The organism is Microbacterium flavum, assembly GCF_018717645.1.
Lineage (GTDB): Bacteria > Actinomycetota > Actinomycetes > Actinomycetales > Microbacteriaceae > Microbacterium > Microbacterium flavum.
Genome location: NZ_JAFLHG010000008.1, coordinates 133559 through 155020 on the forward strand (window position 1 = coordinate 133559; position 21462 = coordinate 155020).

General features: G+C 66.6%; 19 protein-coding genes. 9 read left to right on the top strand and 10 right to left on the bottom strand.

What is annotated here, in order from left to right; all coding sequences use genetic code 11:
- Window positions 1–8: 8 nt before the first annotated feature.
- Window positions 9–2294 carry an ATP-binding cassette domain-containing protein gene (locus J0P97_RS10165; RefSeq protein ID WP_215487665.1) on the top strand — a complete coding sequence of 762 codons (2286 nt, stop codon included), beginning with the start codon at window positions 9–11 and terminating at the stop codon, window positions 2292–2294.
- Between the two features lie 199 nt (window positions 2295–2493).
- Window positions 2494–3096: a hypothetical protein gene (locus J0P97_RS10170; protein WP_215487666.1), complete on the top strand. Its 603-nt coding sequence runs from the start codon at window positions 2494–2496 to the stop codon at window positions 3094–3096.
- On the opposite strand, the gene J0P97_RS10175 is transcribed toward J0P97_RS10170, so the two are convergent.
- Together J0P97_RS10175 and J0P97_RS10180 are read right to left on the bottom strand one after the other, a co-directional pair.
- Entirely contained in the window at window positions 3093–4016 is a 924-nt protein-coding gene (locus J0P97_RS10175; RefSeq protein ID WP_308163542.1) for a DNA-methyltransferase, read from the bottom strand. The genes J0P97_RS10170 and J0P97_RS10175 overlap by 4 nt on opposite strands.
- Before the next feature lie 428 nt (window positions 4017–4444).
- A complete protein-coding gene (locus J0P97_RS10180) occupies window positions 4445–5506 on the bottom strand; it encodes a YeiH family protein (RefSeq protein WP_215487667.1) in 1062 nt (353 codons plus the stop codon).
- A gap of 88 nt (window positions 5507–5594) precedes the next feature.
- On the opposite strand from J0P97_RS10180, the gene J0P97_RS10185 reads away from it, so the two are divergent.
- The 7 genes from J0P97_RS10185 to J0P97_RS10215 all read left to right on the top strand — a co-directional run bounded on the left by J0P97_RS10185 (window position 5595) and on the right by J0P97_RS10215 (window position 12424).
- Window positions 5595–6500, top strand: a complete 906-nt coding sequence (locus tag J0P97_RS10185; protein ID WP_215487668.1) for a LysR family transcriptional regulator — start codon at window positions 5595–5597, stop codon at window positions 6498–6500.
- Window positions 6501–6800: 300 nt separating this feature from the next.
- The gene (locus J0P97_RS10190) at window positions 6801–7220 is read left to right on the top strand and encodes a hypothetical protein (protein WP_215487669.1); all 420 of its coding nucleotides are present in this window, start codon (window positions 6801–6803) and stop codon (window positions 7218–7220) included.
- 10 nt (window positions 7221–7230) lie between these two features.
- The gene (locus tag J0P97_RS10195) at window positions 7231–7515 is read left to right on the top strand and encodes a hypothetical protein (protein ID WP_215487670.1); all 285 of its coding nucleotides are present in this window, start codon (window positions 7231–7233) and stop codon (window positions 7513–7515) included.
- A complete protein-coding gene (locus J0P97_RS10200; protein WP_215487671.1) occupies window positions 7512–8090 on the top strand; it encodes a recombinase family protein in 579 nt (192 codons plus the stop codon). Before J0P97_RS10195 ends, J0P97_RS10200 begins: the two co-directional genes overlap by 4 nt.
- Before the next feature lie 133 nt (window positions 8091–8223).
- Complete coding sequence (locus J0P97_RS10205) at window positions 8224–8682, top strand: hypothetical protein (RefSeq protein ID WP_215487672.1); 459 nt, start codon at window positions 8224–8226, stop codon at window positions 8680–8682.
- Window positions 8679–9317 carry a hypothetical protein gene (locus tag J0P97_RS10210; RefSeq protein WP_215487673.1) on the top strand — a complete coding sequence of 213 codons (639 nt, stop codon included), beginning with the start codon at window positions 8679–8681 and terminating at the stop codon, window positions 9315–9317. Before J0P97_RS10205 ends, J0P97_RS10210 begins: the two co-directional genes overlap by 4 nt.
- Before the next feature lie 110 nt (window positions 9318–9427).
- Window positions 9428–12424: an AAA family ATPase gene (locus J0P97_RS10215; RefSeq protein WP_246540200.1), complete on the top strand. Its 2997-nt coding sequence runs from the start codon at window positions 9428–9430 to the stop codon at window positions 12422–12424.
- 86 nt (window positions 12425–12510) lie between these two features.
- Here the strand turns inward: J0P97_RS10215 and J0P97_RS10220 are convergent, their stop codons facing one another.
- From J0P97_RS10220 to J0P97_RS10255, 8 genes are read right to left on the bottom strand one after another with little or no spacing between them, the layout of a single operon-like run.
- Window positions 12511–12951 carry a single-stranded DNA-binding protein gene (locus J0P97_RS10220; RefSeq protein WP_215487674.1) on the bottom strand — a complete coding sequence of 147 codons (441 nt, stop codon included), beginning with the start codon at window positions 12949–12951 and terminating at the stop codon, window positions 12511–12513.
- A gap of 16 nt (window positions 12952–12967) precedes the next feature.
- Window positions 12968–13453, bottom strand: a complete 486-nt coding sequence (locus J0P97_RS10225) for a DUF4913 domain-containing protein (protein ID WP_215487675.1) — start codon at window positions 13451–13453, stop codon at window positions 12968–12970.
- Window positions 13450–15264 (bottom strand): type IV secretory system conjugative DNA transfer family protein, encoded by a 1815-nt coding sequence (locus J0P97_RS10230; protein WP_215487676.1) that lies wholly within the window; start codon window positions 15262–15264, stop codon window positions 13450–13452. Before J0P97_RS10230 ends, J0P97_RS10225 begins: the two co-directional genes overlap by 4 nt.
- Window positions 15261–16565, bottom strand: a complete 1305-nt coding sequence (locus tag J0P97_RS10235; protein WP_215487677.1) for a nucleotide-binding protein — start codon at window positions 16563–16565, stop codon at window positions 15261–15263. Before J0P97_RS10235 ends, J0P97_RS10230 begins: the two co-directional genes overlap by 4 nt.
- The gene (locus J0P97_RS10240) at window positions 16562–18160 is read right to left on the bottom strand and encodes a putative type IV secretion/conjugal transfer ATPase (protein WP_215487678.1); all 1599 of its coding nucleotides are present in this window, start codon (window positions 18158–18160) and stop codon (window positions 16562–16564) included. The genes J0P97_RS10235 and J0P97_RS10240 overlap by 4 nt, the downstream gene beginning before the upstream one ends.
- Complete coding sequence (locus J0P97_RS10245) at window positions 18160–19650, bottom strand: SCO6880 family protein (protein ID WP_215487679.1); 1491 nt, start codon at window positions 19648–19650, stop codon at window positions 18160–18162. The genes J0P97_RS10240 and J0P97_RS10245 overlap by 1 nt, the downstream gene beginning before the upstream one ends.
- A complete protein-coding gene (locus tag J0P97_RS10250; protein ID WP_215487680.1) occupies window positions 19647–21164 on the bottom strand; it encodes a hypothetical protein in 1518 nt (505 codons plus the stop codon). The genes J0P97_RS10245 and J0P97_RS10250 overlap by 4 nt, the downstream gene beginning before the upstream one ends.
- Window positions 21164–21457 carry a hypothetical protein gene (locus tag J0P97_RS10255; protein ID WP_215487681.1) on the bottom strand — a complete coding sequence of 98 codons (294 nt, stop codon included), beginning with the start codon at window positions 21455–21457 and terminating at the stop codon, window positions 21164–21166. The genes J0P97_RS10250 and J0P97_RS10255 overlap by 1 nt, the downstream gene beginning before the upstream one ends.
- Window positions 21458–21462 lie beyond the last annotated feature (5 nt).

The window sequence follows — 21462 nt, forward strand, 5'->3', positions numbered from 1 at the left end:
GCACCCCCATGCCTCAGCGCCACCGCCCCACATTCAGCGACGCGATCGTGATTCGAGGAGCGAGCACCAACAACCTCCGCAAGCTCGACATCGACATCCCGAAGAGGAAACTCGTCGTGTTCACGGGAGTGTCCGGGTCAGGGAAGTCGTCCCTCGCGTTCGACACGATCGCCGCGGAATCTCAGCGGCTCCTCACTGAGACCTATCCCGCCTACTTGCAGAATCAGCTCCCCCACGCAGCGCGGCCGGACGCCACCCTCTTGGAAAACCTCACCGCGACTATCGCCGTGACCCAGAGCCCGATGGCCGCTAACCCTCGCTCCACGGTGGGGACCGCGACCGATGCCATCAGCCTGCTCCGTCAACTCTTCGTCGCTCAGGGCTCACCCGAGGTCTCGTCGCCACAGGCGCTCAGCTTCAACCACCCAACCGGCGCGTGCCCGGAATGCGAGGGCACGGGACAAGAGGCGAGTCTCAACCTCGACCTGCTCCTCGACGGCGATCTAAGCCTCAACGACGGCGCAATCGAATTCCCGAACTTCGCCGTCGGGTCCCTCTTCTGGAAGGTCTACGCCCGCTCCGGGTACTTCGACAACGACAAGCCCATCAAGAACTTCACCGCCGACGAACGATCGCTGCTGCTCGAGGGAACCGGGCCCAGCGTCGAGACCGGATCGCACCCCATGGCCTACGAGGGGGTCGTCCGCAAGATCCGAAGGCTCTATCTGAGCAAGAGCATCGAGACGCTGAAACCAGCGATCAGAGAAGCGCTCGACACCCTCGCCCACGTCGCACCGTGCTCCGCGTGCAAGGGGACCCGTCTCAACGAACGCGCCCGCGCCTGCCTGATCGGCTCCCACAGCATCGCGACCGCCGCCGCCCTCGAAACCCACGACCTCGAACAGTGGCTCCGAGAACTCACCGTCCCGGACTCGCTGGCCGAGCTGCGCAACCGGCTCCTCTCCATCACACAGGGCATGCAACACGTCGGACTCGGCTACCTCTCCCTCGAGCGACCCACCAGCTCGCTCTCCGGCGGAGAAGCCCAACGGATTCGCACCGTCATGCACCTGGACAGCGCCCTAACGGAACTCACCTACGTTTTCGATGAACCAGCCGCCGGCCTCCACGCCCACGACACCGCGCGAGTGGTCGAGCTGCTCCACCGCCTGCGCGACAAGGGCAACACGATCCTGGTCGTGGAACACCACCCCGACGTCATCCGAGCCGCTGACCACATCATCGACATCGGCCCGGGCGCCGGCCGACACGGCGGAACGCTCCTCTTCCAAGGGCACCCGGCTGACCTCGCAGCGGCGGACACCCCGACCGCGGCCGAGCTGGCCGCGCCCCTTGTGCTGAACGCGACACCGCGCACACCCACCGACCACCTGCGCGTGCGGGGCGCGGCGCTCAACAACCTGAAGAACGTGGACGTCGACATTCCCACCGGATGTTTCGTCGCCATCACCGGTGTCGCCGGAGCAGGCAAGACCAGCCTGCTGCGCAGCATCCCCCAGACGAACGGCCTCGTCACCCTCGATCAGTCGCCCATCCGAGGATCGCGCCGTTCCAGCATCGCGACATACGCCGGCGCCCTAGACGACATTCGCGCGCAGTTCGCGAAGGCCAATGACGTCGTTGCCAGTTACTTCAGCCCCAACGGTGCGGGTGGGTGCGAGGAGTGCGGAGGACTCGGCTCCACCAGCGCCACAACCCCACTCGGAGACACACTCACCGCGATCTGCCCAGTCTGCAACGGCCAGCGTTTCAGCGCCGAGGCGTTGCAATACCGCCTCCACAACCTCACCATCGCGGAGATCATGGACCTTCCGACAGAGGAGGCCGCTGCACTGTTCGAGAACACGAAAGCAGGTGACATCCTGACCCGCGTAGCCGAAGCGGGCATCGGCTACATCACCATCGGGCAGCCCCTCAACCAGCTCTCCGGAGGCGAACGCCAGCGACTCCGCCTCGGCCTCGAGCTCCGACAGCAGGCCGCGATCTACGTCCTGGATGAACCCACCACAGGGCTGCACATGAAGGACGTCCGGAACCTGATCGGCGTCCTCGATCGACTCGTGGAAGCAGGGTCGACCGTGATTGCGGCAGACCACAACCTGCACCTGATCGCCCACGCCGATTACGTCATCGACCTCGGCCCAGAAGCAGGACGCAACGGGGGAGAACCCGTGTTCGAGGGCAACGTGGCCGCCCTCGCGCGAACCCGCACCCACACCGGACGCGCTCTTCGCACATCTATCGAGAAGAGCGCTGAGGCCCCGAGGGAGTGAGTGACGCGGATTCCCCAGTGACTCCACCCATATTCCGTATGGGGATCGTTTCCGGCTACACCGAGAAGATCGGGACGTAGCTCGGGCTCCGAGAGTGTGATTTCGACCCCGACTTCAGCGCGGACAAGCCGCGGGAATGGAGGATGACGCCGGGTGCTCGTACGCCTGACGGCCGAACAGCCACGGCTACGCTGAGACGGTGACTGTTCGACAAGAGGTGTACCAGAGCGCGTTCAACCCGGCACCATCGCTTCCTTACAACTTGCGCGTCCTGGACTTCCAGTCGGCAATGCAAGATGTCTATGACTTCTTCTACGACGTGAATCTGCACCTGCACGACAAGCGTCTACCTCGCCTGGACGACATGCTCCGGCCCGCGAACTTGTCGGGGACCATCTCTGACATGCTGACGGAGTCCCTGGCTAAGCACTCACGCTCCCTCGTCGTGAACGCGTACCACAACGGCCACCCTGACCTTCTTGTTCGCGGCGTCTACCCCGATGATCGCGTGAAGTCGGGCGAGGAAGGCGTCGAGATCAAATCGACTCGCAAGAAGGGCGGTGCCGTCGATACCCACGGCGGCCGCAAGCAATGGATGTGCGTGTTCGTCTACGAGGTGGACAATGTCACGGAACCAGCCAACAGTCGCACGCCCATGACCTTCCGCGAGGTCTACCTCGCACAGGTTGAACCCGACGACTTCCGCCGCAATGAACGTGGCGAGCTAGGTACCCGGACCTCCACGCTTGATCGAGATGGCGTCGCAAAGCTCCGGCGGTCCTGGCTCTACATGGACCGCTAGTCCCTAACGTTTAGTGTTGCGAGGGCAGGGATGGACTTGCTCGCAAGAGCCAGATATGTCGGATCCAACTCCACGCCAACAGAGTGATACCCCACATGCTCAGCAGCCGCGAGGGTCGAGCCGGAGCCGGCAAAGGGGTCGAGAACGACTCCCTCGCCCACAGGGAGGATCGCGCGCACCAACTGCCTCATGAGTGCTTGGGGCTTGAGTGACGGGTGGTTCGCGATGCTGCGTTCGGCGGGCCGGGTAGGCGAAGAACGAATCACGTCTCCGAACGGCGCCTTGTCTGACACTCGCCGAAGACCACCCGTTCCCCACTTGCGCAGGTTGCTGGCCACCGTTCCGTCGAGAGGCTTGCGGAACAGCAACCATGGCTCCCACATTGAACGAGGCATCACCGTCACGTCCGGGAACTCTTCGTGAGCGTTCTTTGGTCGATCGCCACCTCGGAGGGTGGTGACGAGGCGCACGATCTCGCCTCGGCGCTCTAAACCGGCCTCATCGAGCGCGTATGACACGAGGTGACTGACAAGAGGATTAGCCGCCATCATCACATGAGCCCCCGGTACGAGGGCGGGACGGAGCGCCGCGCCGAGATTCCGGAAGAACCGCTCGAGATCGTCCAACTCAGCGTCCGAGAGCGTTGTGAACCTTGGCAGAGGGGAGCGCGTGCTCCCATCGAACGATGGTGGGATGCGCCATGTTCCACCTCTACCAGCACGCAGTTTCGCCAACTCGACCGGGGTGTACTCGACAAGGCCGTACGGAGGATCGGTGACAACTCCATGGATGGAGTTCTCGGGCTGCCGCTTCAACCACTCCAACGAGTCGGCATGAAACAAGCGAGCGCGTCCGTACGAGAACGCTGGCTCCTCATGCGGCGTCTGCGGGATGCGAGCGGGTTCAGGCACGAGAGGCACTATCTAGACGGTACCGGCCCCTACCGACACGCTCGAACTTCCCCGGCGTGTTCAGATTCAAGTAGGAGCGTACGGAGGACCGAGCTACGGGCTTGCCGAGCTGTTGGTCCAGATGCGTAGCGATCTCCTCATATGCAACGCCCTCGATAGAGTCATGCTCCCGGAGGAACCCAACGATGCCATCGCGGACGCGACCCGGCTGCAGCTTTTCCACGGCTTGTCTCCTGACGTCTAGACGTCAAAATATCACACGATGCTTCGCGGCGACGCAGGGCGGGCACCATCGCACAATGTCGTCGGCGCTCCCGTTCCTGCTGAGTCATCTGCCGAAGATGATCACAGACCTGCGGCCTGACGAAGTGGTGAGTCGGTTGCGCGCCGAAATCGATCGTTTGCGGCGCGTAGTGACGCCCTGGTGCCAGCCATGTTCAGCCGGCGAGGGTGACTCCGCAATAGGCGATGGTGGCGACGAGGAGGGTGGAGAGCGCGGCCAGGGCGAAGGGCTTGAGGCCCACCTTGATGAGGTTCCGAATCTTGACGCCGCAGCCGAGTCCGAACATCGCTGCAGCCAGCAACCCTGTCTGCAGCAGCCCGCCGGTCGTCAGCACGAAGTCCGGCAGAGGGATAAAGGAACGCAGGAGCACCATGGCGATGAACCCGATGATGAACAGCGGGACGATGGGCGGCAGCTTCGAACTCGACCTCTGTTGACTGGGTTCGCCTGCCGTACGGCTGAGACGGCGCTCCCGGATGCTGAGGGTGGCCACGACCGGGGCGAGCAGCAGCACTCGGGCGAGTTTGACGATGACCGCGACCGTGAGCGCTCCGCCGCCGATGATGCCTCCGGCCGCGACGACTTGCGCGATTTCATGGACGGAACCCCCGGCCCACATCCCGGCCGTCTCGGAGCCCAGGCCAAGCAGGTTCGCGAGCAGTGGGACGAGGGGAATCATCAGCGTTCCGAAGATCACCACGAGGGCGACCGCGGTGATGGTGTCTTCCTCGGCCTCGTCGTCCGGGTCGGTGACCCCTGCCACGCCCGCCACGGCTGCCGCGCCGCAGATGGAGAATCCGCAGGCAATGAGCAGCGAGAGCCCGGATGGAACCCGCAGCAGCCTCCCCAGGAGAACGGTGCCGAGCAGACCGCCGGCGACAATGCACACGACGACGACCAGCATTGGGGCTCCGAGGTCGAGGATGTCGGTCAGTACCAGCTGGAGTCCGAGGAAGACGATGCCGGCGCGCAGGAGCTTTTTCGCGGAGAAGTCGATGCCGTCGGAGGCCGCTGCTGGCAGCCGGACGACGTTGGCCAGGAGTACGCCAAGCACGATCGCGATAATGAGCGGGCTGACTCCCGGCAGCAGCAGGCTGACCCCGTACGATGCTCCGGCCGCGGCCAGGCAGAGGACAAGCCCGGGCAGGAGCGCGCGGACTCGGGCAAGCAGCGTGTGTTCCGGTCGGGCAGTCGCAATGTCCTGGGCCTGGGTCATGCATCCATCGTTTCCTGGGACTCGCTTGCGCGAGTAGAGGCAGATACGGTCCGCTATACAAGTTATGCTTGTGGCTGGGAGGCGGAAGATGCGCCACGAGCCGGACTTGGAGGCACTGCGAGTCTTGGCGCTCGTCGCGAAGGAAAGCAGCATGTCGGCGGCAAGCGCGCAGTTGGGCGTGAGTCAGCAGGCGATATCTCTGCGCATCCGGAACCTGGAAAAAGATCTGCGCACGCGACTGCTGGTGCGTTCCGCACGGGGCTCCCGACTGACTCCGACAGGCGAGCTGGTTGTTGGCTGGGGAACAACGCTGCTGACAGCGGCCGACGAGTTCTCGGATGCTGTCAACTCGCTCCGCACGGATCGCGGGAAGATGATGCGCATCGCCGCGAGCCTCACGATCGCAGAACACCTCCTACCGGAATGGATCGCCCGGTGGCGCATCTCTCAGGGCAATGACGGCCCGGTCGTTCAACTCACAGCCGCCAACAGCAGCACGGTCGTCGAGGCCATACGCGAGGGAACCGCAGACCTCGGGCTCGTCGAGACCCCTGTCGTTCCCGCCGGCCTCCGGTCGGTCACCGTCGCTTACGACACCATCGAAGTCGTTGTGCAGCACGGTCACCGATGGGCGAAGACCCGCCGGGTGTCCGTCCGTGAACTGGCGGGCACTGGGTTGGTGCTCCGCGAGACCGGCAGCGGCACCCGACAAGCGCTCGAGAACGCCCTCACCGAGGCGGGCTTTCCCCTCGCAGCCGAGCCCGCAGCCGTGCTGACGACCACGCTCGGCGTTCGCAGCGCGATTATGGCCGGCATAGCCCCCGGCGCGTTGAGCTCCCTCGCCGTGTCCGAGGACGCCCGCGCCGGCCGACTCGTGCGAGTTCGGATCAACAATCTCCAGATCACCCGCCCGCTCACCGCCATCTGGGCCGGGACGACTCCGCCCCCTCACATACGGGACTTCCTGGACGTCATCGCGCGAACTGACCGGTAACGATCGTTTACGGCACGGCCGGCGCCGACGTGGATCAGCACTCAACACGCCGGGCGATGGAACCGCCGAAACCCCCCGCCGTAACGGCCACTGGCCGAAGCCCTCATAGGACGTTTTCGGTGGGTCGAACGTGAGTTCGGGAAGGGCTGCCATATGTGACCGCAAGGGGATCGGCTAACGAACACCTCCGCACGGTCGTTGGTGGGGCCGAGATCTCGCGATGTCGGATGTCCCATTTAGGGTGTTCACAAAGAATCCCATTAGGGGTAGCCTTAATGCGACACGGATGGAGTAGGCGACATGGCTGAGCACGAGGACGATCTGCGAGCGTGGGCGAAGGGGCTGCTCCCGCTCGAGGCGGCGACCGAGCTACTGATCAGGACTGGGTGGGCCGGCCCTGAGCGACGCTGGGTGCACCGTGCCGACGACGGACGGGTGTACATCGTGTTCTCCGAGATCCCCGACATGATCGGCGGGTACTCGGGCGGAGAACAGCGGCTGCTGATGATCGCCGCGTCCCTCGGTGCGGATCAGGAGGTGCCAGTGAGGGTCAGTCTCGAAGATGAACTGCCTGGTCTTGATCGCCAATACGCGCAGCTCGTGCTCGCGGCGATCGCGCACGCTAGCGGGTTCCACCGGCCCGGGCGCTCGATCGAGCTCGTCGACGAGAGGCCGCGCCTCGTCGACGTCGACGCGCTGTACACGTGGCCGAGCTCTTAGGCGGACACTGATGCCTGACTTCGAGAGCTCGTCCTTCGATCCGGTGCTCCTGGATCTCCGCGACATCCACGACTACATGGTGCTCGTTGCGGCGATGAATGACTACGTAGCCCAGCTCGAGCACGAAGCTGACGAGGAGGAGAAGGATGCGCGCCGTAACGGGGAAGAGGGCGATCCTGCGCAGGTCGCACACAACCGAGAGTGGGCGGCGCGCCTGAATCGACTCATCGACGACATCGAGCGGCAGCTCGACGCGAACAGTGCGGCACGACGCGAGATCGGGGGCGGGTTGTGAAGGTCGGGTACGCGCGCGTGTCGACGAACGAGCAGGACGCGCAGGCACAGCGGGGCTTCTTGCTCTCCGTGGGCGTCGACGAGGGCCGGATCTACAGCGACGTCGGCTTCACGGGCAAGAACGCGCAGCGGGAGGGGCTACGCCAGGCGCTTGCGGCGGTGCGTGAGGGTGACACCCTCGTGGTGCCGAAGATGGACCGGCTGGCCCGCAACGTTGAGGACACCCTGCAGATCGTGCGTGAGCTCACCGAGCGGGGCGTGATCTTCCAGATGGGGCAAACCGTGTACGACCCGCACGACCCGTGGTCGAAACTGTTCCTCACCTTCCTCGCGGCGATCGCTGAGGCTGAGGGCGGGTGGATCAGTCTGCGCACGCAGGAGGGTATGGCGCGGCCGAGCGTGCGGAAGAAGCTCAAGGGCCGGCAGCCGTCGATCCCTCCCGAGACGGATGCGGCGATCGCGAAGGCACTCGATGAGGGTGTGCAGAGCGCCGCGGATCTCGCCCGTGTTTTCCGGATCTCGCGCAGCGGGGTCTACCGAGCAGCCGCCAGGCACCGAGCAATGGTTGAGCAGTGATTCATCTGATTCCCGTCCCGGACGCCAATGGAGTGTCGCAGCTGTGGGTGCGGCCGGGAGAACACTTCGACAAGGCCACGGCGGAAGCTGCCTTCCGCCGCTGGCTTGACCTGCTGCAGAGACCGGAGGAGTGATGCCCGGCAACTCATGGCTGGCGCTCCTGATTGCCGCGATTGCTCTCGTCCTCGCGGCATGGCTTCTGCTGCGCGCCCAGAACGCACCTTCTCTGCCCGCTGATGTTGCCGGCATCCGGCTGGAGGTGACCCCACCGCTGGTGGCGGAGGATCGCGTGCTGGAACAGCTGTGGAAGGTGCCCGTCGTCCTCACCAACACGACCCGGCGGCCGCGGACGGTGCCGGTGCTCGCGCAGCGCGCCGAGGTACGCACGAAGCAGGCGCGCTACACCGCCGAACTGACGACGGAGGTCAGCTGGTGGAGTGAGGGCGGGGGTCGGCTGGAACTGAACCCGGCAGGCACCACGATCGGCAGCGTGTGGGTCGTTCTGCCTGCCGGCGAAGCTCCGGTGCGGCTGCAGCTGCAGGAGGTCGAGCCGAAGCAGCGCCGCTTCCGCGCTCGGCTTCGCACGTCGTGAGCCTCCCCGACCTCGCGGGCACGCACGCTCCTCGGCTGCGCGATCGCGTGCGGATGGGCGCATGGGGGGCTCTCTGGATGCTCGTCGCGCTCAAGAAGCCCTCGGTGGGCGGAGTGATCATCGCACTGTTCTCCTGGCTCGCTGTTCCGGTCGCGCTTGTAGGCGAGGCCATGATCGTGCTCGGGAAGCCGGTGTGGTGGCTCCTGCCGCCCGCGATCATCGTGTGGGCGCTCGTGATGGTCGCCGTCATGGCTGCAACGCATCGGCAAACCCCCCAGCAGCGCAGCTACCTGTCTGACGATGGCACGACGATCTTCCGCATCCGCGAGAAGCGCGACAACCGGCGCGAACCTGACCAGGGTTCCACGTTCATCGTCGACAACTTCTGCCGCAGCCTGCGAGCTCCCAAGGGAGGCGCCCTGCAGCTCATCAAGTCGTTGCATCCACAGCTCGCGGAAGCGGTCGACGCGGTCGACGCGGCCACGGAGATCACCGCGGCCCACCCCGCCCTCGCGGAGCGCTACCGACAGATCGACCCGCTGCTCAAGTCGCGCGGCACGGCCTTCCCTCGCGGAGAGAAGCTGTACCGGCCGAGGAAGTCCGAGAAGGATCGCGGCGCTTCCCAGAGCGCCTGACGATCCCGACGAGCAGAGCCTCACCTCGAGGAGAACGATATTGAGGGATGCACGCAGGCACTTTCTGTGAATCCATGCCGTGATTAGACGTAAAGGCGTAGGATGCCAGCATGCGCGGAGGACTGGAGCGCTGGAAGCGCGGCGTTGAATCGCACGGGGTGCGGTCAGCGATCGCCTACGCGCTCGAGGGCACGTGCGACGCGTCGATGCGACTCTCTAACGGCGTTGAAGCGCTCGCCGCCTACAGTGAAACCGAGCAGCGAACGGTCACGAGGTTCGCGGTCGAAGATGGCGCGATCGAGACCGATCAGCTGTCGAGAGGACAGCTCTGCCAGTGGGTCGATGGCTTCGATCCGCTCACGGGTGAGCATCGCGGCCGCGTTCTCAGCTCGCCGCAGGCCGATCTGCTGCTCGACGGGACGATCAACGCGCCGAAGTCCTTCAGCCTTGTCGCCCTCATTCATCCGGAGCTCGCGGTCGAGTTCGAAGCGCTGCAAGATCGCTTGCGTGACCGTGTCATCCGCATCTGGCAACGAGAGCTCAACGCTCGACGTGGCGCCGGCGGGAAGACCCGAGAGAACATTCGCCGGCTCGAGGTCGTAGAGCTGCAGCACCGTCGCTCGCGGGCGCTCGACCCGCACATCCACCGTCACCTGTGGCTGAGCGTCAAGGTTCAAGGGGAGGACGGTGCGTGGTCGAACGTCGACTCGCGCGTCGCGATGAAGCTGCACACCCTGATCAACGCCGAGGGCGAGCTTGCCGCCTGCACCGACCCGCAATGGGTCGAGGCGCTGGCGCGGCACGGTTACACGATCAACGACGATGGTGAGGTGGCCGAGGTCGCCGCCGCGGTGCGGCCGCTCTCGCGTCGGTCGAACCAGATCGAAGCGAACCGCGCGATAAAGCTCGCAGCGTGGCGAGCGGACCATCCTGGTCAGGAACCCGATCGCGACATCATCCGTCAGATCGATCGGTTCGCGTGGTCGAAGGACCGGCCGACTAAGCCGCAGCGCCTTGACGAGGACGAATGGGAGCAGCTGGTTCGCGACGAGATCGCGGTCATCGACCCCGCCCTATTGAGCGAGGTCCCGCACCGACCGGTCGTCGCAACAGCACCAGCCGATCCCGACCCGGACCTCTTCGCGGCTAAGGCGCTCGTCGACGCCGACCGACGGTCCGCGTCATCCGGAGGCAGGTTCAGCCTCATCGATGTCCGGGCGGGCGCAACGCGAGCGGTCGCCTCGTCCGGCATCGTGGCGAGTCGTGAAGACCTCGCGCCTCTGATCGATGACGTCGTTGCGCGCGCAATAAGTGAGGTCGTCGATGTGCTGAGCGTTGACCCCCGCCGCCCGCAGCATGTCAAGGCCTTTATGACGCCGCAGACCGCTTTGCTCAAGCTCGAGCTCGCGGAGAGGTTCGACAGGCTCAACATCGCGGGCATCAATGTCAGCAACGACGTGCTCGCCCGCGTCGCCGCCACGACCCTGCCTGGCGTCGACCTCGACCTCGGGCAGATCGAAGCCGCCGCAGCGATCGCGGGCACGAATCGGCTCGTCGCCGTGACCGGCCCTGCCGGGGCGGGAAAGACCACGATGCTCCGGCTCGCGAACGAGGCGCTTCGGTTGCAGCATCGCCGCATGATCGTCGTCGCGCCGACCAAGAAGGCCGCTTCGGTCGCAGCCCGCGAGATCGGGGCGAACGCCTCGAGCCTTCACGCACTGCTTGCCGATCACGGCTGGCGTTGGGACTATGACGAGGCCGGTCGCGAGATGTGGACGCGGCTACGCGTGGGGGAGGTGGACGCCGCGGGCATCGCGTATCTCGGTCCTCGTCGGTGTCCGATCGAGGTCGACGACCGCATCATCGTGGACGAAGCCGGCATGGTGGACCTGCATACCGCGCGTGCACTCGCGGAGCTCGCCGAAGAGACGGGGGCGCAGGTTGCGATGGTGGGCGATCCTCTTCAAGCGATGCCCGTGGGGCACTCCGGCGCGATGGCATGCATGGCGCGTCGAAGTGGTGCCGTCGTTGAGATGTCGGCGGTGCACCGCTTCCGTGATGCTGAGTACGCAGCACTGACGTTGAGAATGCGCGATCCGGTGTCGCAAGACGCTGCCCTCGAGGTGGCCGAAGAGCTGGCGCAGCGTGGGCAAATGCACGCCGTCACCGATCAGCGCATGGCACGAGATCTGATGCTGCACGCGTACTTCGCGGCGGCATCCGCTCGTCAGCGTATCGCGCTCGTCGTGGCTACCAACGACGAAGCCGACGCGATCAACGACGAGATCCAGCAACGTCGCGTCGACCGTGGAGAGCTTGACCTGCGTGCGATCGCGGTGGGGATGGACGAGCAGCGCATCCTGATCGGCGACGTCGTCCAGACGCGCCTCAACGACACCGGCGCCGGCGTGGAGAACCGGGCCGTCTGGATCGTGCGCGACATCACCGCCGATGGGATCGAGTTGGTGAGCACGACCGACAGTGCGGACATCCGACTTGTGGGCATGGACTACACCGCCGAGAATGTGCACCTCTCCTACGCGTCCACGGTCCACGGCATCCAGGGGGAGACGACCGATGTCTCGATGGTAGGCCCGGGTGTGGATGCCGCCGGCCTGTACGTCGGCATGACGCGTGGTCGCCTGCGCAACGACGCGATCGCTCTCGTCAAGCCTCATCAGACGGCCGCCGGGGTGATCGCGGACGCAATGATGCGCGGTCTGCCGGAAGTGACGATCGACGACTCGCAAGCCGCTGCGCGCGCCGAATTGGGACGCGCGGCGCGCGATCGTGAGCCGGATGATCAGGAGGTCGCAGACCAAATCGACCGACTGATCGCTGAGGCGACCAGCGTGCTGCGAGGGCTCGACGCCCGCATTGCGAGTCGGGCCGCAACCGCCCACGCTCGGAGAGCCGACGGGTCTCTCGCTGACGAGCTCGGGCGCGAGGTGCGAATAGACCTCGAGGCCCGCGCTACCGCGGCAGAGCGTCTTGGGGCGTTGCGCGTCGCGCGAGCGGACTCTTCCGCGCGGTCGCAGCTTGACGACGAAGACCAATGGATACCGACCGCGGCTGAAGCGCGTCCAACGGCATCCCTTTCCCGGTGACCTCGCGACTTCATGCGAGCGCTCGCCGAGACGCAGCGGAGCGGGCGAGAGTACGATGACTCTCGCCCGCTCCTGTTCCTGGCGGTTCAGCGAGTGATGCCCGAGTCGGCGTACCGCGCCGGCTCTGCTACCGGCCCCGTTGCTGCGGGGCCGTTAGCTTTTGGGGCGCGGTCCACTCCGACGTTGGTGAACTTGAGCGAAGCGCCCACGTTCTCGGCGACGACGTCGCGGGTCTCGCGCGTGACGCCGGATTCCTTGTCGGTGTACGAGCCGAACCGCAGATCGCCGGCGACCAGCACGCTGTCCCCCTTGCGGAGCGATGCGGCGACGTGGCTGGCCTGCTGGTTGAAGACCACGACACGATGGAAGACGGTGCCGGCGTCTTCCCAGGTGCCGGTCGTCTCGTTGAGACGCCGGTCGTTGACGGCGACGGTGAACCTCGCCCACCGGTTGCCAGCGTCGGCCTCGCCGTGCTCGGGGTCAGCGGTGAGGTTGCCCTCGAGTGTGACCGGGATTCTGGTTGTCATCTCTCGTTCCTTTCGGTCAGGGGCGGCCGGGGCCGTCCTGGTGAGCATGGGACTGAGTGACCCATGCGGTCCATGCCTGCTCGTCGGTCGCATTCGCCCAGGAGCGTGAGCGGTGTTCCCGGTGCTCGCGCGTGCATCCGCCGCCCGCGCGCGTGAGGCGGGGGAGCGCGGTCGACAGGTACTGCAGCCACGCGCTTGGGCCCGTCCCGCGATCGGACGGGTCGAACAAAAGCAGGTGTGCGGAGCGCAGTGCCGCGAGTTCCTCGACGATCTCGCCGTGCCGCCACCAGCAGTCGGGTACGACGCTGACCGGTACGTCGAAGCGCACCGTGAACCACTCGACCCATGCGCGCAGTGCGGCCCATTCGACCGGTGCGCGGTCGTCGGTGAGCGTTCTCCAGTCGACGGTGCGGCTCGCATACGAACTCGGCCCGGGATCGGGGCGACCGGCGGACTGGTGGGCGAGGGCTTGCAGCATCTTCTCGTTCGGGTCATCGCTCATGCGTCGGTCTCCGTTCGCGCCGGACCCGCAGTGGGCGGTACCGGGATAGGCGGCGGCATGAATACCGCCCGTTGCTCGCGCTCGGTCGCGGCCTTGCCCGCGCTGACCTCTCGCGCATCGCGCCGGGCATCCCAGCCGGCGAGGTCGAGCAGCACCGTGCGCTGGTTGCGGTAGGCGAGCAGCCCGATCTCGGGTGGCATCCGTCTGATCTCGTCGACCGACATCAGTGGTCGGCGTTCGTTGACGAGAGTGGTGTTGTGTCCGGTCTGCTGGGTCGACCACGACCGTTGCCGCCGGCTCGTGTCGCGAACGCCGAGGAGGGCTTCGATGTCGCGCAGGTGTTCGACGTGGGATGCCCCGCCGAGCACCACCTTCGCGGTCGCCGCCGCCCAGATCGTGTCGGCCTCTGCCCGCGACCACGCGGTCTCAGCCTGGGACAGGGCCTGCAGCACGACGAGCGTGCAGATGCCGCGACCACCACCATCGGCCATGATGCGGGGCAGGTTCGCCCAGCGGAACATGTTCACGATCTCGTCGAGGATCAGTCCCAGTGGCAGCCGAAGGCGTGAGCCGGGGGTGGCGAGGGCTTTGGTCCGGGCGTCCTCGACGATGCTGTCGAGCAGGGCGCTGATCCATCCGCCCATCGCGGTCGCACCGGCGGCCGACCCGATCAGGTATAGCGTGTTCTCGCCGGCAAAGAACTCGTTGACGTCAAAGATCGCGTCTCCCTCGCGTGGTTGCAGGCTGTCGCGCACTTGCGGCACTGCGAGCGGTGCGACCGCGTTCTGCACGCCGAACCACATCGAGGAGAGCAGCTTCTCGTCGCCGTTGATGGTTGCCGCGAGGCTCTCCGCCCAGCCGGGTGCTCCCGCAGTCCTCAGAAAGGGCACGGCGTTGCGGGCTGCAAACGGGCTCGAGCCCCAGTCGTAGATGTCGTCGATCGTGCCGCCGCCGACGGCTGCGGCATGCAGCAGCCGGGCGAGGATGATGCCGGCGGCCTGCGCCCATTCCTCGTTCTGGTTGCTGCGCCCGAGGGCCGTGCCGGTGATGATCGCCACGCCTCGCTGCATGGCGATGAGCGGGTCGGCGCATCCCGCGATGGGGTCGATGCGGAGCGTGTCACGGATGCCGGAGAGGCCTTGCGGGTCGAACACGTGGACTGTTCCGCGGCGCGCTCGCATCTGCATGGTCGCGGTGAGGTTGTCGTTGGTGGTCGAGGTCGTGATGAGCGGCCCGGCCCAGTCGAGGATCGCGGAGATCAGGACGCGGTACCCCTTGCCGGACCGGGGTGGTCCTTCCAGGGTCACGGAGTCCTCGATCGAGACGAACACGTCCATGCCGCGCGAGGACCCGACTCGCCAGGCGACGTCGGTTGCTTTCGGATGCATGAGGTCGGGCCGAAGCTGCTTCGCCCGACGGATGGCCGCCTTCGCGGACAGGTGCGATCGGATGTCGGCGGCTGTCGCGAACCCGGGCCGCATCCGCAGGTCGGCGATGAACCCGCGGTCCGAGTGCCGGTAGCGGCGATACCAGACGATGAGCGCGAGGCCCGCGCCGACAACGATGAGGACGGCGAGAAGATCGGCCACACGGATCTGCCACACCGGCAGAGTGCACGCGCTGGATGCCTCGTAGACGTCGGTTCGTCCGGTGAGCGCGAGCCAGAGTCCAGAGAACAGATGGTGAGCGCGCGGTTTGGCGCCGCAGATCCAGATCGTGACGAGTTCGGCGATGAACGCGAAGGCGACGCTCAGCACAAATGCGATCGCGATGCCGACCGCAGCGATCTTGCCGAGCACGCCGTCGTTCATGGCCTCCCTCCCAGTCCTGCAGCGGCTGCGGCCGCCGCGCGGATCCAGGCCTCGCGTGTGGGCGAGCGCAGGTCGTCGAATCGAAGCGGCCCGCGTTTGAGGACGGGGTCGAAGGGGATGGTGACGACGTCGCGGACGCGGTCCTCGAATCCGAGGATGATGTCGCGCAACTCGGCCGGTCTGGCGGGCTCGGACTGGGTGACGACGACAATCGCGTTTCGCGCGAGATCGCGCGACCGTTCGTCACGCGCCTCCAGCGCTTCGAGCAGAAGCGCGGCGGACTCCGCCGACTCGGGTGCGGTCAGGGTGGGAATCACCAACTGTGTGCTGTGGTCCACCATGCTGAGCCATCGGTCCGCCGACTCGTCGTTCCCGGAGTCGAAAACGACGAGCCGGTAGTACCTGGCCGCTACGCGCATGAGCAGCTCGAACTCGACCGAGGTGAGGCGTTGGTCGGTCGCGAGAAGTTCGGGGTTCGAGCGCAGCACGTCGTATCGGTCGACCGACTGGTGGTGCACGTAGCGGGTGATGTCGGAGACGCCGGCGTCGGCGGAGAGGAGGCCCGGTGCCGCGGGCAGGAGGTCACGGATCGTGGTGTCGTAGAGTCCCGCCTCGGTGCGCCATCCGAGTGTGCCGCGAGTGTCGTTGTTGTCCCACGCCAGCACGTTGCCCCCGCCATAGCGGCCGAACACGGCGGACAGCATGGCGGTGGTCAACGTCTTGCCGACGCCGCCCTTGCCATTGACGATCGCGATCGTGCGGCAGCCCGCCCAGTGGCGGGAGACAAGGTGAATACGCTCATGGTGCTCCAACTGCGACGGTGACGGTTTGATCGCCACGCCCCATGTCGCGAGCAGCGCTCGCCAGCCGCTGAGGTGCTCTTTCGGGTGGATGCTGTCGGGGATGAAGGAAGTCCGCCGCGCGGCCGGTGCTTGGCCGACGGATGGCGGCGCCTCGTCGATCGGATCCTCCTCAGCGGTTGCCGATAGGGGGATCGGGTAATCGTGCGCGACCTCGACAGGCTCGGTGCGCACGCGTCGCAGCGCCGAAGCGCCATCATCGACGGGCGAGGACGTGCCGTCCGGCGTGACACGGATGCGGTGGCTGCCGCGGTCGCCCGACGTTACGAGTTCCACGGGGGCGCCTGTGCGACGGGCTTCCGCGACCGCGCGCTGCACGATCGCGTGCCGGATATCGGAGCCTTCCTGCGCCGCGAGTTCCTCGCTGTGCCCGTCCAGAGTGGTGAAGCGCGCCGTCGACCCTTCGACGGTCGCGAAGGCGCGGTGGAGTGTCGTGCTCATTTCTGCTCCTCGGGGGAAGGGGCGGCAAGCCACCCGTCGATATCGGTTTCGACTTCCGTGTCGATCGGCCACAGGGCATCCAGGTCGACGGCGAGGCGGTCGACGAAGTCGTCGCGGTCGGCGGCGTCGATGGCGTCGTCGGTTTGGAAGAGGTCTCGTTCCCAGTCGGTGCTCGTCGCGAAGCAGTCGACGAGGTATGAGTACTGCCCGACGTATGCGAGGAACTCACCTTTCCGCAGCTGCCGGGCGAGGTCGGCGTGCGCGGGTGGCAGCTGCAGCCGGTCACGGAGCCCTCGGTACTCCTGTTGGTTCACGCGGAAGATGAACTTGTTCTCGATGTCGCCGATGATCGAGTAGGCGAGCGCTCGCTCCACCGAGTCGGCCTCACCCACGGCATCCAGGTCGCCGATCTTGTGCAGGATGACGATGTTGCTGATGCCGTAGTGGCGCGAAAGCTTGAGCCACTGCTGGAACATCTGCAGGGCGGCGAGTGAGGTCATGTCGCGCCACCCCTCTTCGCGCACGACGTACCGCGTTCGGTGTGCGCCGCGATCGCTGATGACGGCTTGGATCCATGCCGTCGTGCACACCTGCGTCAACTGCGCGGCGAGCTCACCACGCGCGAAGAGCTCGCTGGTGTCGGTGACGACGATTGGGGCATCCTGATCGAACTCCACCGTCGATTCGTCTTCGAAGAGGCCGGAGAGGTCGCCGGTCACGAACCTCCGCAGCACGAATCGCGGCTGGAGCGCGCCTTCGTTCGCGTGGAACGGCGAGCTGGCGTCGGATGCCAGGGCGCCGAGCTCGTCGTAGACCCCGCGCAGCGTGGGGTGATCACTCGTCCCCTCGATGCAACGCTCCAGCGCATCGTGGATCGCCGCGTGTTCGACGGCGGTCAGCCGCACTGTGCCGAGCGCCATCTCGACGAGGGCGATCAGGGTGGCGATCCGGCGCTGCTTCACCATCTGCTCGTGCTGCTCGTCGCTGGTGCCGGTGCGCCGCGGCCCGCGCGCGAGCGGATTCAGGCGAGCGCCGGTGCCGCCACCGAGGCGAATGACCTTGCTGCCGGGGATCGCTTCAGCGACGGTGACCCATTCGCCCTTCGGGTCTGACGGGACGACCACCTGGTGGCCGAATGCGATCGAGCGCGTGGCCAGTGTCTTGACCGTTGCTGACTTTCCCGACCGATACGCGCCGAGAACCAGAATGTTGGTCGAGAACGCCCCGCGGTCGCTCGTGTCGACGTAAGCCTCCCACGGGGAGAAGTGCCAGAGCGCGTCGGCGTTGAGGTCGACGCCGACGATCGGACCCCGATGTCCGAGCCCGCCGTCGGCTACAAACGGGTAGATACCGGCGATGTGCTGCGACGTGGCTTGGTGCGGCGGGATCGCAGGTGCCGCAAGGTTCCAGTAGCCGCCCTCGGCGAGGCCCGGGCCGAACGGACCGGGCACAGCGGACTCTGGAAGTCGGCGATCTCGGCGGCTCGACGACTCGGTGGCCGGAGCGCGTTCGGCGGCGCGCGCATCCTTGCGCAGCCGGCGGCGCTCGCGGCGGTCGGCGTCGCCGGGCTCGAAGACGACGGTTCGGCGTGACATCACTTCATCCCCAGCCCGAGCGGCAGCGCGTTGACCATCAGCGCTTCCGCCTGCTGGCAGTAGAGGGTCTGTGCTTCCATTCCCGCGCGAGACAGCGCGTTGCGCATGCCCGCGATCGCCTGGTCGAGCTCTTCATCGTCGGCGGCGGAGATCGTCAAGTAGGCCCCGTAGCGGTACTCGCCGTGCCCGGCGACAATCTCCTCCTCTTGCCGTTCGAGGGCCTCCCAGTCCGAGGCATCCGCCGCTGAGCCGTCGGTGCCGCGCTTGGCGCGCAGCTGCTCGTTACCGCGCCAGATCTTCTTCTCGTCGCGGATGCGCTTGAGAGCCTTCGACACCGGGACTGGCGTCAGCACCAGCGTGAAGATGTGGCTCACCGCCTCCCCACTGACCGGGTGCCGAGCGTAGACGAGCGGCGACAGGAACCCGATCGGCGCGTCCGATCGCGGCCACTCGTGGATCCACATGGTCGTGTGGATGCCGGAGTCGGTCAGCACGACCGCATTGCGGTGGGCGGGCTCTTCGAGGTGCATCGGGCCGATCGCCGACGGATCGACACCTTCGAGGTCGCCGACCCGGTTCTGCACGGTCGCCGCGAAGTCGGGGTCGAACGCGATGCGGGCGAGCGCAGCGATGTCGCGTGGCGCCAGCCACCGGCGCACACGAATCTTCGCCGCCCGCAGCGCATCCGCCAGGTTGGCCGCTTCGATCGCGGCGAGGGCGAGGATCGCGTCTTTGCCGCCGCCCAGCGCGCGCAGCTGGGCGCCCTGGCCGATGAGGTCGAGCGTGAAGGTCAGATAGTTGCGGTGCGCGACGGCGAAGCGTTCCGAGGCATCCATCACTTCGGCGTAGTTCTCGGCGACCGGGGTGTGCGGGTCGAGACCGCGTCGGTGCTGCACGTTCTCGTAGTGGTCGCGCGCGGCGCGGATCGTTGTCGGCAGCGTGCGCTCTTGCAGGCTGACGCGCTTGATACCGGGACGCTGAGTGAACGACGCGAGCACGCGCTCCCACTGCTGGGCGAGCTCGAACCGTTCGGGCAGGTCATTCATCAGGAATCCCTGCACTTCCAGTTCGGCGGTGACCGATACTGCGTGGTCGCGAGGGTTGTAGGCGGCGGCGAGTCCGTCGATCTCCCACAGTTGCACCGAGGCGCGAACGCCGGGCAGGTTGAGCGTGCCGGCGAGGTGGGGCTTCTCAGGCCGGTAGGTCTGCTGGGTTGCGCCCGTCGCGTGGCGTAGTTGCTTCATGGTCCACAGTCCGATCATTCGAGGGGCGGAGATGCCGTGCAGGGTCGTCATCGCGAGGATGCCGAAGGTGAGATAGAGCGGTGCTCCGTAGAGCAGCCCGAGTGGGCCGAACCGGTTCACGCAGATCAGCACGCACGCCGCGGCGATGCTGATGAACGTGAGCTGCCAGGCATCCATCCCCATGACGATCCCTTGACGGGAACGGCGGGGAAGGCGCACGGGGCGGGCGTAGTCGTCGAGGCTCATGAGGGTCTCCCGTCACGCGGTGAGGGATTGGGTATCGGTCGCCCAGCCCCGGTCGGGCGGGCGGGCGGTGTCGACGCGGCCCTCGGTGTGGTCGCCGAGCTCGGGGTCGATGACGAGGCTGCGGACGTCGACGTGGTGGCGCGCTGTGCGGTCGACGTGGCAGGTGCAGGGCGTGATCCCGCGGTCCCGGCCAGTGGTCGGCTGCTGTCCGGGCGCCCGGCAGGTCCGGCCGGCGCCGCAGCGCCGGCACGACTGGCCGCGCCCGTTCGGGAGGCGACACCAGCCGGGCTGGCTCCGATGCGCGCGGGAACGCTCATGGCCGAGCGGGCCGCGCCCGAGGCAGTGCGGCCCGCGCGCGACCCGAGACTCGAGCCCGTGGCATCCGCCGTCACGGCGCCCACGAAACTGAAAAGACCGAACACCGCAAAGGGGGCGAAGGCGACGAGGACGAGGCCGATGAGCAGCGGCCACGCCTGGGGATTCCAGATCGAGTCCATGGATGCCAACCCGTTGATGATCAGCGTGACGAACCCGATCGTCAGCGGCGCGGTGAGCAGCAGGACGAGGAGCGCGGAAAGGTAGCGCACCACCCACTGCGGGCCGATGCTCCGAACGGGGAAGAGCATCCAGGCGAGTGGACCGACCATGATGAGCGCGGCGAGGGCGATATTGCGGAACGTGAAGACGAGCATGAGCAGCAGCATCGAGATCATCAGCAGCCCGTGGATCACGAATCCGAAGAAGTAATTGGCGCGGCCGCCGGCCCACATCACCTGCTGCAGGGTGCCGAACAGTGCGGCGGGCCCGTCGCGGTTCATGATGAACCAGGTGAGCTCGTCGACCGCGTTGAGCACGTGTCCGGTGAGCCACAGTGTCGCCGCCGTCGCCGGGAAGGCCAGGGAAGAGCGGACGATCGCGCTGACGAGTTCGCCTCGATCGCGCGATGCGACGGCGGCCGCGATCGCCCACACCATCGCGGCGAACATCACGGCCAGCACCGCCCAGCGCCAGAACGACCACTCGCCGGTGGCAGCACCCCACAGCGCGGTGGACGTATCGAAGCGCATCACTTCAGCGACGGCGAACATCATGGCGGTGGTTCCCGCGGCCATGCCTCGTCCAGCGTTCTCGAACGTGAGGCAGACGACGTCACCGAGGCTGCAGCCGTACTCGACGATTCCTTCTTTGCCGCCGGCGGCTTGGATCGCGCCGGTGTGTCCCTCGTATGTGGTGCAGATGGTCACACGGTCGCCGCCGGAGAGCACGACGCGGAGGAAGCACTTCTGCGCGATGGCATCCGCTGTCGAGGTCGGCACGCATGAGATCTGGTTCGCAGTCTGCTCGCACTTCACGGGATAGGCGGGTGCGCTCCACGGCTCCCCGGCGATCTCTGTAGCGGTCGGGGTGATCGAGGCCGCGGCATCCGGCCGTTCCGCCGCCTGCGCGGACGGCGCGGCGGCGATCAGCAGCACCCCGAGCAGGGTGCCGGCGATCGCCACGCGCAAGGTACGCATCAGAAACCGAAATCGAACCCGACGAACCACTGGAACAGTCCGCTCGCTGAGCCGAGCACGGCGGCTGCGATGAAGATCCAGAGGATGTTCTCGCCCGCCCAAGTGCGCACCCGGTCGGAGGCCAGGCCGCGGAAGGCGAGCGCTGCGCCGGCGATGATCAGCATGATCAGGACGACGAGCAGTGCGCCCGCGAGGATGTACGACGCGATGGTCTGAAAGCCCGCGAAGAACGGCGCGGAGAAGTCGGGTTGGATGTCGGGGACGTCGACTTCCGCCGGTCGAATGGGATACATAGTCT